Origin of the sequence: Paenibacillus shenyangensis, from assembly GCF_000346635.1 — a bacterium.
GTDB classification, from domain to species: domain Bacteria; phylum Bacillota; class Bacilli; order Paenibacillales; family Paenibacillaceae; genus Saccharibacillus; species Saccharibacillus dauci.
The window spans coordinates 135,826-151,178 of record NZ_AOIG01000005.1 but is presented as its reverse complement, the minus strand read 5'-3'; the positions used below and the strand labels follow the sequence as shown (position 1 = coordinate 151,178).

The following is a 15,353-nucleotide window of genomic DNA, read 5'->3' as shown; positions in this document are numbered from 1 at the left end:
CCCGGCGGTGCAATGCATCTGCTGAGTGAGCTGGATCGTATCCAGCCGACAGCTGTATTGATTGAAGGTCCCGCAGATGCTACACCCGAAATCCGGCATCTGGTTCATCGCAAAACACGTCCACCGGTAGCCATACTTTCCTTTACGGCAGAACTACCGGTCCGAACTGCCCTTTGGCCATTGGCAGAATACTCACCGGAATATCAGGCTATGAAGTGGGCAGCCGAGCATAGAGCAGAGGCTTCTTTTATCGATCTGCCTTCTTCGGTCATGATTGCGCTGCAGGAACAGCGGGATCTGGCGAGAAAGCAGCGCCCTGCTCTAGGGGATGTTCCGACTGCCGAAGAGCCGGATGAACAGACAGAGCCGCTGTCACTGGAAGAAAGGGAGGAACTTTTCTCTGATAACCAGCATGGTTCCCTGTATGATCAAATTGCCAAGCTGGCAGGCGAAGATGACTATGAGATGTACTGGGAACGCAGCTATGAGCATAATCTGAATCCGGATGCTTACCGCGAAACGATTCTGGCCTTTTCCGAACAGATGCGGGAGCTGACCGAAGAGCAGGAGAAGATCCACGCAACGGTAGAGTATGCTTACAATGCTGTTCGTGAAGCTTACATGTGCCGCAAAATACAGGATGCCATACAGCAGGGGCATCAGCCCGATCGTATTCTGGTTATTTGCGGAGCTTATCATGCAGCCGCTCTGCGTACATCGGTTCATATAATGACGGATGAGGAAATGAAGACATTGCCGCAGCGGCCTACCCGTCTGACATTGATGCCTTATTCGTATTACCGTTTGTCCTCGATGTCGGGTTATGGAGCCGGGAACCAGGCTCCTTATTATTACGAACTAATGTGGCAGCAGATGAAGAGTGGTGCGCTGGATGAACTGCCTCATCTTTATTTATCATCGGTTGCACGCCATCTGCGCCAGTCCGGAACCCACCGCTCAACAGCCGAAGTGATTGAAGCGGTACGGATGGCCCGTTCGCTGGCTGCCCTGCATCATGGCAGTGCGCCGGTGCTGCGTGATTTGCGCGATGCTGCCCAGACGTTGCTCGGGCATGGTGATCTGGCCGTTGTAGCCGAATCACTCGCTCATATCAATGTAGGTACCTCAATCGGTCATTTGGCCGAAGGAGTCAGCCAGACACCGATCCAGGATGATCTGAATCGCCTGTTCAAGGAGCTGAAGCTTGGCAAATACAAAACGACGGTCGCCACTGATCTTGTACTTGATCTGCGGGAGAATCGACGTGTTCGTACCGAAGCTTCGGCTTATCTGGATCTCAATCGGTCCTTTTTGCTGCATCGACTGCAATTGCTTGGAATTCGATTTGCCCAGCTGAAAAGCAGTGGGCAGGAGCAGGCTTCCTGGGCCGAGCAGTGGGTATTGCAGTGGTCGCCCGAAGCGGAGATTCAGGTTGTCGAATCGACACTGCTGGGAGAGACGGTCGAAGTCGCAGCTGCTTATGTACTCCAGCAAAAATTGGAAGCCTGTACGACGATTGCGGAAGCATCCCGTCTGATTGTTACGGCCTGTGAATGCGGTATGGTTACCCAGCTGGAAAATGCCCGGCAGACCCTGCAGCGTCTCGCAGTAGATAATCAGGATGTGATCCAGATTGCTTCTGCGGCCAAAGGATTATCGACCATCATACAATATGGCGATATTCGCCGTGTGCAGACAGAACCGCTGGTACCGCTGCTGGAGCAGCTGTTTATGCGCGCCTGCCTGTTCCTGACGGATAACAGCCAGTGCAAAGATGAAGTGGCAGCCGAGATGATGAGTGCGATTCATGAACTGAACACCATATCGCTGGATCATGGTGAAGCAGTGGATGAATCCTTATGGCTGCATGAACTGCAGCAACTGATGAGCAGGGATGATCTGAATGCCAAATTATCCGGGTTTGCCTGTTCCCTCTTGATGGAGCGGAATGTACTTGAGGCCTCACAGGCCTCTGCCGAAGTCTCGCGACGTCTATCACCGGGAGTCCCGGCAGAGCTTGGCGCCGGCTGGTTCGAAGGGTTATCCCAGCGCAATCGTTACATGCTGCTGTCGCGAATCAGTCTCTGGGAACAGCTCAGTGACTATATTGATGCGCTGGAACAAGATGACTTTGTTCGTGCTCTTGTATTTCTTCGCCGCGCATTCAGCACATTTGCTCCGCATGAGAAAAATATGATTGCCGAACTGCTTGGAGAGATCTGGGGCGTTCATGCAGAACAGGTGGCCGAAGTGCTTACCGAAGAACTGAAGGCAGAAGAAACCAAAATGATCGATGATCTGAATGATTTTGATTTCGATGATTTTTAAATAGAAAACAGAAACGGCATTAACAGACTGGGAAGTAGAGGTAGAAGTAGAAGTGAAATCAGGATACGCGAATAAAATAAGAAGAGAAAGGAGTGACATGGATGACTGAGCAGTCCCCGGAGATGGGCAAGAATTTGTCGCGCTGGAGGTTAATTCTGGGTGCGGAAGCGGAGCAGCAACTGGAATCTTTTGACCAGGCAGGTCATGGAGCGCTGACGGCAGAGGAACGAATTATGGATGAAGCACTCGCTGCTATCTATGATGATACCGGTGGTGGTAGTGGTAATAGCGGTCAAAGCGGCGGCGCAGGAGGCAGAGGAGCCGGTAATGGACAATCTGCTCCCCGTTTGTCCAAATGGTTGGGAGATGTACGCAGCTTTTTCCCGGAAGATATTGTCTCCATTATTCAGAATGACGCTATGGAACGCAAAGGCTGGAAACAGCTGTTATTCGAACCGGAAGTGTTATCCCAGGTCAAGCCGGATATCACGATGGTCGGCACATTGATGGCGCTGAAGGGCAAGATCCCCGAGAAGACCAAAGAGACCGCAAGACAGCTAATTCAGGCGGTAGTAGATGATCTGGTGCGGCGGCTGGAGCAGGATATCCGGCGTGCAGTAACAGGTGCGCTGAACCGTCGTCAGCATTCACCGCTGCCCTCGCTATCAGGGATAGACTGGAAAAGAACGATCCAGCGCAATCTCAAGCATTATGACAGCACACGCCGACAGATGATTCCGGAGAAATTTTATTACTTTGACCGGGCACGCCGCAGTCATGAATGGAAAGTTATCGTGGATATTGACCAGAGTGGCTCCATGGCAGAATCTATCATCTGGGCGTCTGTGACTGCCTCGATCTTCGCGAGTATGCCGGCTCTGGATACGCGAGTAGTTGCTTTTGATACTTCGGTTGTTGATCTGACAGAGCAATGCGCCAATGATCCGGTTGATATGCTATTTGGCATACAGCTGGGAGGCGGTACCAATATCGACAAATCGGTCGCCTACTGCGAAGAATTTATCGAAGAGCCCAAGAAGACCCTATTTATTCTGATCTCCGATCTGTATGAAGGCGGCAGTCAGGCACGGCTGGTACGCAGAATGCGCGAAATGCGCGAATCCGGCGTCAAAACGCTGTGCCTGCTGGCTTTGTCCGATGAAGGCAAGCCATTTTACGACAAGCATCTGGCTCGTCAATTGACACGGGACGGCACGCCGAGCTTTGCCTGTACGCCTGCTCTTCTGCCTGCACTGGTTGAAGGCGCGCTAAAAGGACAGGACCTGAATGAACTGGTCACACGACTGGGTATACAGATGGATCAATAAGTGATTGCCTGCAAATTGCGGCTCTCTATATCAATACTATAATAATAGCTGAATGACAGCTAAATGCCGGCAGGATGTTTATTCGTCCTCATTTAAGTGTAACGATTCTTTGTATACTGCTAACCTGTTCCGCATGGTTATACACCGATATATCGCGAATAGCAGGTAAGGCAACAGACGATAATATGCCAAATAAAGGCTCACAAAGAACAATTACACATAGAGGAGGCAATATCATGTATCCGGATCTGGAAGGCAAAACAGTCATTGTTACCGGCGCAGCAACAGGAATTGGACAGGCGATCGCCCTGCGTTTTGGGCAGGAAAAAGCTAATGTGGTGATTAACTACCACAGCAACCACGATGGTGTGGAAGAGACGATCCAGAAGATCAAGGAAGCTGGCGGACAGGCAATTGATCTGCAGGGCGACATGTCCAAGGAAGAAGATGTAGAAAAGGTAATCCAGACAGCACATGACCATTTTGGCAGTATGGACATTATGATCAATAATGCCGGTATGGAGAACGAGGTACCGTCGCATGAGCTGACTCTGGATGATTGGAACAAAGTCATTAACGTCAATCTGACCGGTGCCTTCCTTGGCAGCCGCGAAGCGATTAAATATATGCTCAAGCACAATATCAAAGGCAGCGTCATCAACATGTCGAGTGTACACGAGATTATTCCTTGGCCACATTTTGTACACTATACGGCAAGTAAGGGTGGCGTGAAAATGATGACCCAGACCCTGGCGATGGAATATGCGCCTAACGGTATCCGGGTCAACTCGATCGGACCGGGAGCGATCAACACACCGATCAACGCCGAGAAATTCTCTGATCCCAAAGAAAAAGAGAAAGTCGAAAAGCTGATTCCTATGGGTTATATCGGCAAACCGGAAGAGATTGCTGCTGTTGCCGTATGGCTGGCTTCGTCGGAAGCGAGTTATGTAACGGGCATTACTCTCTTTGCTGACGGCGGTATGACCAAATATCCTTCATTCCAAGGCGGTAATGGCTGAGTCTACACACCTGTAGCGGATAAGGAGTGGAACGATTATGATTTCCCTGAACCCATCAAGTACCAGTCCTGCAGTGCAGCTGTATCCCGAGCCTGCCCAGGTGCTGGATAATCCGGCGTTATCTTGTTATTTTCTGCCGTTGATGTCATTTACCCATGAGCATCTGGAAGATCAGCAGGCGTATACCATCCATCTGTTCGGCACGGAGGGATTATCTTGCATATCGCCTCGTCCGTATGCAGAGGATGGGATTCACGGATTTGATTATAATGAAGGACGTTATCGGTATCTGGGCGATCCGGCAGCTTTTGGCGAGTATCACAACGTCTCCGAAGTGTATGGCTGGCTGCTGGAGGACTTTAACCGGAACAGCGAATATTATTTGCATGAGCATATCAGTGCTGCCGATTATGGAGCCAATGTGCAGGTTGCGCTGAATAGTATCGCTACGTTTGATTCCCGCCGCTATGCGGAGGGGATTTACAGCTATCTGTATACGCGGACCCATTATCAGCGGACCGGTGAACTACGCCGAATCTCCGAGTTGACCGGTAATCAGGCACCAACCAACGACCATTTGCTGATGGATCGTCTGACTGCACAGGAACTTGGACAGCCACTGGTTAACGAACGTTCCCATCAGACCCAACATAATTATCATCTGCGACCGGAGATGATTGTTGGCGGTGCGGAACGCAGCCGATTCATGTCACCCTCGGGTCAAGGAGCTATATTGGCAGCTTTCGATGCAGATACCAAGCAGGTATATCTGCTGAATCCGTCCTCCTTATAAAGTCACTGAACAAGCAACCGCAAAAGCAATCCGTTCCTGCTATCGCAGCTTTTTCCGGGTTGAAGATGGAATGCTTTATTCCCATAACAGCCACTAACCAAAAGTAGCTGTAGAGTTGCTGCGCACGGTGTGTTATCATCTAGCTGAGGTGAGTACAATGACTACAGAACAACCATCCCAGCCATCCGGAGAGCAATCCGTAGAGGCGAAGAAACTGAGCCAGGCAGAAGCAGCCAAAAAACTGCTGGCACAGAAGAAACAAAACAACCAGGGCAAAGGCCCGGGTGGTCAGACTGCAAGCGGCGGCCAGAAGATGAAAAGCCAGATGACCAAAAAGGTAAACAATCAGCGTAAAAAAATGGGAACCTAATTCTCTGCATCAGCAGAACTTCCCTGAGAACCAGTTCAGTATGACTGAGCTGGTTCTTTATTTTGTCTATATCCACCTGTGGTATGATAGTACGGAAGAATGACGGAAGCGGAGGAACACAGCATATGAAGAACTTAATGGTCACTGGCTATCGTGCGCATGAACTGAATATTTTCGGACAAAAGCATGAAGGCATTGTTTATATCCAGCAGGCGATTCGCAGCAAGCTGATTCCGCTGATCGAAGAAGGACTGGAGTGGGTGATTACCCCCGGACAGTACGGTGTCGATCTCTGGGCATGTGAAGTGGCGATCGAGTTGAAGCAGCAGTATCCGCAGCTGCGGGTGTCGATTCTGTCTGCTTTTGCGAATGCGGAAGAGCGGTGGAGTGATGACAAGAAAGAATACTATAATGAGGTACTTAAAGGTATTGATTTCCATGGTATTGTGAGCAACCAGCCATATCAGGGCATCTGGCAGTTCAAGGCGCGAGATGAACTGCTGTTTCGTAAAACAGATGGTATTTTGCTCGTTTACGATGAAGATGCCGGTGAAGGTAGTCCGCGTTTTTTCAAAGAAGAAGCACTGAAAAGACAACAAGAAGAGGGTTACCGATATATCAGCATCAGCTCGGAAGATATTCAGACCATTGCGGATGAGCAGCGTATGGAGGAGCAGCGTATGGAGGAGCAGTTTGAAGAGGGTTTCGAGGAGAAAGTGACAGATTCGTTTGAGGAGATATGATCGTATACTTAGCATTCTTAGATGAAGAAAATAGATGATAAAAGAGCCGCTTACGGTCTGTATTCATCTGATAATCGTCTTAAAGGGAGGGGAACACCAATGATTGGAATTAGTGCTTGTCTAACTGGAATCGCCTGTCGTTACGATGGTAGAAGCAATCGGGTCAGTCCACTGGACGAAATGGTAACTTCCGGTCGAGCGGTGGCTTTCTGTCCGGAAGTGCTGGGCGGCATGAGTACGCCAAGAGATCCAGCAGAGATTGTCGGCGGTACAGCAGAGGATGTATGGGCAGGACATGCCCGTGTCATGACAGTATCGGGTGAAGATGTGACAGACGCGTTCAAGCAGGGAGCACAACAAGCTCTTGTACAAGCGAGGCAGGCGGGTATTACCGTCGCTGTGCTCAAAGCAAACAGCCCTTCCTGTGGCAGTCAGATGGTGTATGACGGAACATTTACAGGAAATAAAGTCGTGGGTTCCGGATTGACGGCTGCATTGTTCCGGCGCAACGGTATCGAGGTGGTCGACGAACATACTTGTGCCGCTTTGCTGGCAGCAGAACAGAAGGACGGCATGGACTAATGCTGACTCTGTACAAAAGCAAGTTGAAATACAGATAGTGAGTGCTACCCTTTCAAAGCCAAAGCCAAAGCCAAAGCCAAAGCCAAAGCCAAAGCCAAAGCCAAAGCCAAAGCCAAAGCCAAAGCCAAAGCCAAAGCCAAAGCCCGACGTATAGTTTCAATGTAAAAAGCGGCTCTTCGAGAGCTGCTTTTTTATTTTGTTAATGTGCTAATTTGCACTTTATATTTTATGTTTTTATAAAGGGATATTTTAAAGCCTGCATTCTGGCAATGTATCGTTTTTCGATTGTTGACCGGATCAGTTTCCTGTCTACATAGCTTGACTCATCCATCATCCGACCGTGTCCATTTACCATTATCCAGAGCCTCAACCCATAATTCAGACTCCCAACTTTACTCCACTATCAATCTGCGCTTTCACTCCAATCTGCCTTTCTTCAATAATTATTCCGCAAACGGGTAATACTATAAAGAATGCAGCCGTCGCTACGATCTGTATGACGGACTAGGAATCTGAGAAGACGAGAGGAGATCATAATGAGTACACTGACACAAACGGGCACAACACTGGGTAATTATCTGCTGGACAGCTTGCAGCAGGAGGGGATTACGGAGATATTTGGCGTACCCGGAGATTATAATTTCACGCTGCTCGACACATTGGAGAAATACGAAGGTATCGGCTTTGTTCCGGCACGCAATGAACTGAATGCCGGTTATGCGGCAGACGGTTATGCACGGATCAAAGGAATCTCGGCGATGATTACTACTTTTGGAGTAGGTGAAATGAGTGCCTGCAATGCAATCGCAGGTGCCTACAGTGAGAATGTACCGATCATTCATATCGTTGGTACACCAAAAACACAGGCACAACAGGGCAAAAAGCTGATGCACCACACGCTGCTTGATGGAGACTATGACGTGTTCCGGCGGGTATATGAGCCGATCACTGCCTATACGACGGTTCTTACCCCGGAGAATGCGATGTTCGAGATTCCACAGGCGATCCACATTGCCAAAACGACCGGCAAACCAGTCTACCTGATGGTCGCGATCGATCTGGTTACTCAGCAAGTGCTGCAGCATACTGCCGAGCAGCAACCGCTTCAGACCAGCGAATCTTCTTTGCAGGCAGCGATCAATCATGCCCGCCAGCTGCTGGAAGCTTCGGAAAATGCGGTACTGCTATCCGACAGCACCGTATTACGTCAGCGGTGGCAGGAGCCTGCCCGTAAGCTTGCCGAAGCACTCAATATTCCAGCTGCCTCCACGATGATGGGCAAAAGCGGATTCGACGAGAGTCATGCCCGTTATATCGGCATGTACAGCGGTGCCTTTGGTAATCAGGAAGTGACAGAGACGATAGAGAATGCCGATACCGTGATTGCTCTCGGACTGATCTGGTCGGATACGAATACCGCCAATTTTACAGCTCAACTCGATATGAATAAAGTCATTAATATTCAGCCGCAGTCAGTGATGATCGGGGAAGCGGCTTACCAGAATATCCGCGGTGAAGATATGATTAGTGAGCTGATTGAGCTGGGCTGGATGAGCATGTCATCTGTGCCAAACACGTCATTCCCTTATACCGAGCAGCAGGGTCAGCTGGAGGAGCCGCTGAATACAAGCTATTATTATCCACGTTTTCAGCAGTTGATTCAGGAGGATGATATTGTCATCACCGAGACAGGTACGCTATTCTATGGCATGTCCCAGGTGCGCCTGCCGCATAATGCGATGTATATCGGACAGGGCGGTTGGCAAAGTATCGGGTACGCTACACCATCTACATTTGGTGCAAGCATTGCAGCTCCGAATCGCCGGGTGCTGTTATTTACAGGAGAAGGATCGATGCAGCTAACTGTGCAGGAGCTAAGCTCCATGCTGGAATACGGCTGCAAGCCGATTATTTTCGTCCTCAACAATGGAGGATATACGATCGAGAAATACCTGAATGTCAAAGAAGAAGTAGCCAAGCAGACGTATAATGAAATTCCCGGCTGGAATTACACCCAACTGATCAGCACCTTTGGCAGAGATGCCTATACTGCCTGTGTCACAACAAATGGAGAGCTGGATGAAGCAATCCGTCAAGCCGAACAGGAACAGCAGCATCGTCTCTGCCTGATCGAGCTGATTGCAGGCGATCCCATGGATGCGCCGGATTATATGAAGAAAATACGCGAGTTTATGCAGGAACAAGAAAAGCAGCAGTAAACGGCAGATCTTTTCAACCGCTGAGAAGCTGGCGTCATAGTATAAAGTTATATCCAGCGAATCATATTATTAAGAAAGGGCGCTTCTCCAATCGGAGGGGTGCTTTTCTTTTGGATACGGCGATTTGGGCGTAGGGGTGTCACAGTAATTTTGGATTATGTGTGATTGTAATCACTCGTTTATGAAAATGCGTAAGCTATATTGAAAAAGAATCAATATCCAATTATTGGATTTCCTAAAAAATAGTTTTGAGTACAGGTTGAGCTCACGATATATCAACAAATAAATACTAAAAAATTGCATTAAATTTGAATCATTGTGATCTATGTCACATCTGGAACCAGGCATCCTAGGTATACTGAGAACATAAGAAAACATCTAATTTTAAATAATAAAGATTGTGAAATTGGTAACATGATATGGTATAAATATCCATATTCGTCGGATATGCTGATAGATAAAGAGATAATAGAGAACACAGGAGGAATCCATATGAACACAACACGCGAACGCTTGGTATTGATTGGTAACGGGATGGCAGGGGTAGCAACACTGGAGCAGATTATCAAATTGGGCGGTGCCTACGACATTACGGTCATCGGTAGTGAGCCGCATCCCAACTATAACCGGATCATGCTCTCTTATGTACTGGAAGGCAGCCAGACGATTGATGATATCGTACTGAACAGCCATGAATGGTATGAAGAGAATCACATTACACTGCATACCGGTGTAACAGTGACCGCTATCGATTCGGATACACAAATGGTCGTAACCGATAACGGCATGCAGATCCCTTATGACAAAGTCATTATCGCTACCGGTTCCAAGTCGCTGATCCTGCCTATTCCCGGTCATGAAAAGCAGGGTGTTGTCGGATTCCGTGATATTGCGGACTGTCATCAGATGCTGGAAGCAGCCAAAAACTATCGTACCGCAGCAGTTATCGGTGGTGGCCTGCTCGGTCTGGAAGCAGCCAAAGGTCTGGTCAGTCTGGGCATGGATGTAACGGTCGTCCATCTGATGGATGATCTGATGGAACGTCAGCTCGATTCCGTAGCCGCAGCTATGCTCAAAAAAGAACTCGAAAGCCAAGGCATCAAGTTCCGTATGGGTGCTCAGACAGCTGAACTGCAGGGCGGCGATCGTGTAGAACGCCTACTGTTCAAGGATGGCTCGACGCTGCAAGCTGATTTTGTGGTCATGGCAGCAGGGATTCGTCCGAATATCGAAGTGGCAAAAAACAGCGGTATCGAAGCGGCGCGTGGTATCCTCGTGGATGACTATCTGCGTACATCGATGGACAATGTCTATGCCGTCGGCGAATGCGTACAACACCGTGATACCTGTTATGGTCTGGTAGCACCGCTGTTTGAACAAGGGATGGTACTTGCCAAGCATATCTGTGGCAGCGAATGCCAGCCTTATGAAGGTTCGACCGTATCGACCAAGCTGAAAATCTCGGGCGTCGATGTATTCTCGGCAGGCGTATTTATCGAAAATGAACATCAATCCGTGATCACTGCACGTGATGACTGGAAGAAAACCTATAAAAAGATTATTTTACAAGACAATATCATTGTCGGCGCTGTATTGTTCGGCGATATCAATGACTCGGCTCAATTGCAAAAGCTGATTCGTGAAAGTGCACCAATGACCGACGAACTGTACGCCGAACTGATGGGTACCGGCGGATGCAGCCACAGCAAGAAAAAAGCTTCGGTTGAAACCATGGCGAATGATGAAATCGTCTGCGGATGTAATGGTGTCACTAAGCTGGATATCGTCAGTGCCATTCAAGACAAAGGATTGACCAGCGTCGAAGAAATCAAAGCCTGCACCGGAGCAACCCGTTCGTGTGGTGGTTGTAAACCGGTAGTTGAGCAGATTCTGCAGTATGTACTTGGTGATGGTGCAGCAGTTGCTTCGAGTCAGGGCATGTGCGGATGTACTACCCACAGTCGTGATGAAGTCGTTGCAGCTATCCGTGAAAAAGGGCTGAGAACCGTCAAAGAAGTTATGAACGTGATGGAGTGGCATAATCCGGAAGGATGTTCGAAGTGCCGTCCTGCGATCAACTACTACCTTGGCATGATCTATCCGGTAGAATACCAGGATGAGAAATCGTCCCGCTTTGTAAACGAGCGTATGAATGCTAATATCCAAAAAGATGGAACTTACACCGTGGTACCACGGATGTACGGTGGCGTAACTACACCGGAAGATCTCAAGAAAATCGCTGATGTATCGGTTAAATATAATGTCAAAGCTGTCAAAATGACCGGCGGACAGCGGATTGACCTGATCGGTGTCGAGAAGGAAGATCTGCCAAAAGTATGGGAAGAGCTTGATATGCCATCGGGCTATGCTTACGCCAAATCGCTGCGTACCGTCAAAACCTGTGTCGGCTCGCAGTTCTGCCGCTTTGGTACTCAGGATTCGATGGGCATGGGCGCATCGCTAGAACAACGGTTTGAACGCCTGGACTTCCCGGCCAAATTCAAAATGGCAGTTAATGGCTGCCCTCGTAACTGTGCAGAATCGTGCACCAAAGATATCGGTATCGTCGGTAATGATGGCGGCTGGGAGATCTTCATCGGTGGTAACGGCGGGATCAAGGCTCGTCTGGCCGATTCGTTCTGCAAAGTCAAAACCGATCAGGAGCTGATCGATCTGTGCGGCGCCATTATCCAATACTACCGGGAGACAGGTAAATACCTGGAGCGTACTTCGGAATGGGTGGAACGCATGGGACTGGATACGATCAAAGCAGCTATCCTGGAAGATGAGAATAACCGTCAACAGTTGGTGGAACGTGTCAATTTGGCACTCGCTCAGGTAGAAGATCCTTGGCAAAAAGTACTGAACGACGAAGCAACCCGTACTGCGCTGTTTGGCAAAAAGGTAGAAGTCTAAGTCGGATATCTGGTTCCAACTAACATTCAAGCTTGCACCATACTATAAATGCATAGGTATCATTACAGAGATATAAAAGGAGAGATACAGCGATGAACAGTGTACAGACATTTTACCCTGTCGGACAGGTAGAAGAATTCATGAGCCGGATCGGCCGGGTACTGGAATTGAAAGGAATCGAACTTGCCGTATTCCGTACGTCGGACAATCAGGTATATGCGCTGGAAAACCGCAATCCACATCCCAAAGGCGGACCGATCGCCGAAGGAATCGTATCGGGACATGTGTTATATGATCCACTGTATGACTGGCAGATTAATCTGGAAAATGGTCTGGTACAGGCACCTGATGAAGGCCAGGTACGTACCTTTGACGTCAAACTTGAAGATGGACAGGTCTGGATTGCTGTCTGATTGGCGGCATCCGCTCCGGAAAGAGATTCTGCCACGACCTCCGGTTAAGAACGGAGATCTTGAATGACCGCGCAGCGGTCGATCTCCATTCTTAAAGGTCGGTCTTTGGCAGAATTCTCTTTCCTCCGCTTGGAGCGGTAAGTTCTATATAGCTGCTGTACAGACAAATTATACTTTAAATAATTAATCACAAAATAAAAGGCACCATGTTGGCGGTTACCTTGCGGTAATTGTCAGTATGGTGCCTTTTGGTTTACTGGCTTTTATTTATTTACGATAAGAACATCGATTAATTTGCCATTGTTAGCACCAAAATACATGGTAACTTTGCCATAGGTATACATCATTACTTGATCATACCCTTCCAATATATCGTTGCCCATGCTACTCGGCTTACCGAGCGATTTGCGAATATCTGCAAATGTACGGCCCTGGAACCCGGGTGGAACTATCATGATCCCGGACAAGGTGCGATTTGGTCCTTCAAAGAAAAAGACAGCATTGGGCATATTGCTCAGTTTGAAATACTCTCCACCCAAATAATAATCCGACCGTACAGGCGTACCGTAGACTTTTTGTACCTGCTGCATGGTCATGCCGAAGCGGAGTTTGTAACCGGGAATATAACCTTTTTTCAACATGCTGCCTGTTTTGCTGTTCAGTGGCATGACCGAAGACGTGGATGCCAGAGGAGTAAGCATAGGTACGGAAGCAGTAGATACTTGTGGGCTGATCTGGAGCTGTGAAGTCAGGGAACCTACGAGTTCCTTTTTATAGGGCGCCGCTTCCATTTCAGCTGGGCCGGTCAAGTTCACAGCCACCAGGGTAGTCAGCAGGCTGGCAACTGCATATTTTTTGATCATTGTATAAAATTCCCCTTTATTGTTAAAATAGTGGACACTCTTTTTTTCATTATATCGTTTTCTGCTTCTTCTTTCATAGTTAATAATAAAATTAGTGACACAGCATATACATTTGCTTATAATGTAGCAGAAGTGCCGGGTATAACAGACTAACAATATTAGTAATACAAAGTATTCCTCAACAGGCCGGCTATGAGGCAGGGGAGGTCAAGACAATGATCGCGCTGCAAGGCGTAAGCAAATATTTTGATGGAACAGATCGCAGACAGGCAGCTGTAGAAGAAGTAACTCTGCATATTGAAGCCGGGGATATACACGGTATTGTGGGCAGCAGTGGTGCAGGTAAATCGACGTTGCTGCGCATGATCAATATGCTGGAACGTCCCGATCAGGGCACCGTTACTGTAAATGGTGAGCGGCTGACCGATCTGCCGGAGCGCCGCCTTCGTCCGGCACGCCAGCAGATCGGCATGATCTTTCAGCAGTTCAATCTGCTGCATAATCGAACGGTTGGCGGGAATGTGGCGGCTTCGCTGGAACTGGCCGGTGTACCCGGAGCACGCCGCCAGCAGCGGGTACGGGAATGTCTGGAACAGGTAGGACTGCTGGACAAGATTAACGAATACCCGGCGCAGCTCAGCGGCGGACAGAAGCAGCGGGTAGCGATTGCGAGAGCGATTGCCAATCATCCGCGTGTACTGCTGTGTGATGAACCAACATCTGCGCTCGACCCTCGGTCGACGTCAGGCATTCTGGAGCTGTTGCAGCAGATCAATGAGCAGCTGGGTGTGACGATGGTTATCGTGACGCATGAGATGGATGTGGTGAAGCGACTGTGCAATACCGTATCCGTTATGGAGCATGGCCGGATTACCGAGAGCTATTCACGGGCACAGGATTCATTTGCTCCAGCACCGGATTATACGCTGTCCTATCGGGAACAGCTGCTGGGACGAACAGATACAGACGCTCCAGCTTCGAGCGAAGCAGCAGTTTCACCATGCGGGGTGAACGAGAATGGATAACACACGTACATTTGGCGAAATGATGGATCGTTATCAGTCGGAGATCTGGCAAGCGATCGGAGATACGTTTACCATGGTCGGCATCTCGATTGCAGCTGCTGTACTGATCGGGCTACCGCTGGGTACTCTGCTGTACCTGACCAAAAAAGGACAGTTGTACGAGAATCTGTATCTGGCTGGCATACTCAATAGTCTCGTCAATATTATCCGCTCGTTTCCGTTCCTGCTGCTGGTGGTGTTCCTGATTCCGTTTACCCGTATGGTTGTAGGTACATCCATCGGGACAGAGGCAGCTTCAGTGCCGCTATCGATTATCGCTATTGCTTATTATGCACGGCTCGTCGAGCAGGCGCTGCTGGATGTGCCGCGTGGAGTTGTAGAATCGGCACGTTCGATGGGAGCTTCCGGTCTGCAGATCGTGTTCCGTTTTTTGTACGTGGAGGCACGTTCCGGGTTGGTACTCGGATTAACGACGTCAGCCATCAGTTTTATTTCCTACTCGACCGTTGTGGGTATTGTCGGTGGAGGAGGAATCGGGGATTTTGCGATCCGGTACGGGTACCAGCGATTTGAGACAGATGTGATGGTCTATATGATTATCCTGATGATCATTCTCGTGCAGGCAGTACAATTTACAGGGAGTCTGATCTCCAGATTGATCGACAAAAGGTAATCTTCTATTCAATAACAAGCTGCCAGCTATCCAGACAGACCGACTGTTCGGTAATGGATATATGGGAGCATCACAGGA

Annotated in this window: 13 protein-coding genes; 12 read left to right on the top strand and 1 reads right to left on the bottom strand. The window is 48.9% G+C overall.

The window, feature by feature from the left end; all coding sequences use genetic code 11:
* The first annotated feature begins 12 nt into the window (after nucleotides 1-12).
* The 10 genes from H065_RS0103735 (at nucleotide 13) to nirD (ending at nucleotide 12,714) form a co-directional block, all read left to right on the top strand.
* Nucleotides 13-2,328 carry a DUF5682 family protein gene (locus H065_RS0103735; RefSeq protein ID WP_051058687.1) on the top strand — a complete coding sequence of 772 codons (2,316 nt, stop codon included), beginning with the start codon at nucleotides 13-15 and terminating at the stop codon, nucleotides 2,326-2,328.
* A 101-nt stretch (nucleotides 2,329-2,429) separates the two neighbouring features.
* Nucleotides 2,430-3,656 (top strand): VWA domain-containing protein, encoded by a 1,227-nt coding sequence (locus H065_RS0103730; protein WP_017811677.1) that lies wholly within the window; start codon nucleotides 2,430-2,432, stop codon nucleotides 3,654-3,656.
* 236 nt (nucleotides 3,657-3,892) lie between these two features.
* Nucleotides 3,893-4,678: a glucose 1-dehydrogenase gene (locus tag H065_RS0103725; RefSeq protein ID WP_017811676.1), complete on the top strand. Its 786-nt coding sequence runs from the start codon at nucleotides 3,893-3,895 to the stop codon at nucleotides 4,676-4,678.
* A 37-nt stretch (nucleotides 4,679-4,715) separates the two neighbouring features.
* Nucleotides 4,716-5,471: a hypothetical protein gene (locus H065_RS0103720; RefSeq protein WP_017811675.1), complete on the top strand. Its 756-nt coding sequence runs from the start codon at nucleotides 4,716-4,718 to the stop codon at nucleotides 5,469-5,471.
* A gap of 157 nt (nucleotides 5,472-5,628) precedes the next feature.
* The gene (locus H065_RS0103715) at nucleotides 5,629-5,841 is read left to right on the top strand and encodes a hypothetical protein (RefSeq protein ID WP_017811674.1); all 213 of its coding nucleotides are present in this window, start codon (nucleotides 5,629-5,631) and stop codon (nucleotides 5,839-5,841) included.
* Between the two features lie 125 nt (nucleotides 5,842-5,966).
* Entirely contained in the window at nucleotides 5,967-6,584 is a 618-nt protein-coding gene (locus H065_RS0103710) for an SLOG family protein (RefSeq protein WP_017811673.1), read from the top strand.
* A gap of 99 nt (nucleotides 6,585-6,683) precedes the next feature.
* Complete coding sequence (locus tag H065_RS0103705; protein WP_017811672.1) at nucleotides 6,684-7,166, top strand: 2-thiouracil desulfurase family protein; 483 nt, start codon at nucleotides 6,684-6,686, stop codon at nucleotides 7,164-7,166.
* Nucleotides 7,167-7,702: 536 nt separating this feature from the next.
* Entirely contained in the window at nucleotides 7,703-9,385 is a 1,683-nt protein-coding gene (locus H065_RS0103695) for an alpha-keto acid decarboxylase family protein (RefSeq protein WP_017811671.1), read from the top strand.
* A gap of 492 nt (nucleotides 9,386-9,877) precedes the next feature.
* Nucleotides 9,878-12,301: a nitrite reductase large subunit NirB gene (nirB, locus tag H065_RS0103690; RefSeq protein ID WP_017811670.1), complete on the top strand. Its 2,424-nt coding sequence runs from the start codon at nucleotides 9,878-9,880 to the stop codon at nucleotides 12,299-12,301.
* A 92-nt stretch (nucleotides 12,302-12,393) separates the two neighbouring features.
* On the top strand, nucleotides 12,394-12,714 hold the full coding sequence (gene nirD / locus H065_RS0103685; RefSeq protein ID WP_017811669.1) for a nitrite reductase small subunit NirD: 321 nt from the start codon (nucleotides 12,394-12,396) through the stop codon (nucleotides 12,712-12,714).
* A gap of 263 nt (nucleotides 12,715-12,977) precedes the next feature.
* Here nirD and H065_RS0103680 read toward each other — a convergent pair whose 3' ends face one another.
* Nucleotides 12,978-13,577, bottom strand: coding sequence for a hypothetical protein (locus tag H065_RS0103680; RefSeq protein ID WP_017811668.1), 600 nt, complete (start codon nucleotides 13,575-13,577; stop codon nucleotides 12,978-12,980).
* 215 nt (nucleotides 13,578-13,792) lie between these two features.
* Here H065_RS0103680 and H065_RS25140 point away from each other — a divergent pair, with 215 nt between their 5' ends.
* Nucleotides 13,793-14,602, top strand: a complete 810-nt coding sequence (locus tag H065_RS25140) for a methionine ABC transporter ATP-binding protein (protein ID WP_017811667.1) — start codon at nucleotides 13,793-13,795, stop codon at nucleotides 14,600-14,602.
* Nucleotides 14,595-15,275, top strand: a complete 681-nt coding sequence (locus H065_RS0103670; protein ID WP_017811666.1) for a methionine ABC transporter permease — start codon at nucleotides 14,595-14,597, stop codon at nucleotides 15,273-15,275. The genes H065_RS25140 and H065_RS0103670 overlap by 8 nt, the downstream gene beginning before the upstream one ends.
* Nucleotides 15,276-15,353: the final 78 nt, after the last annotated feature.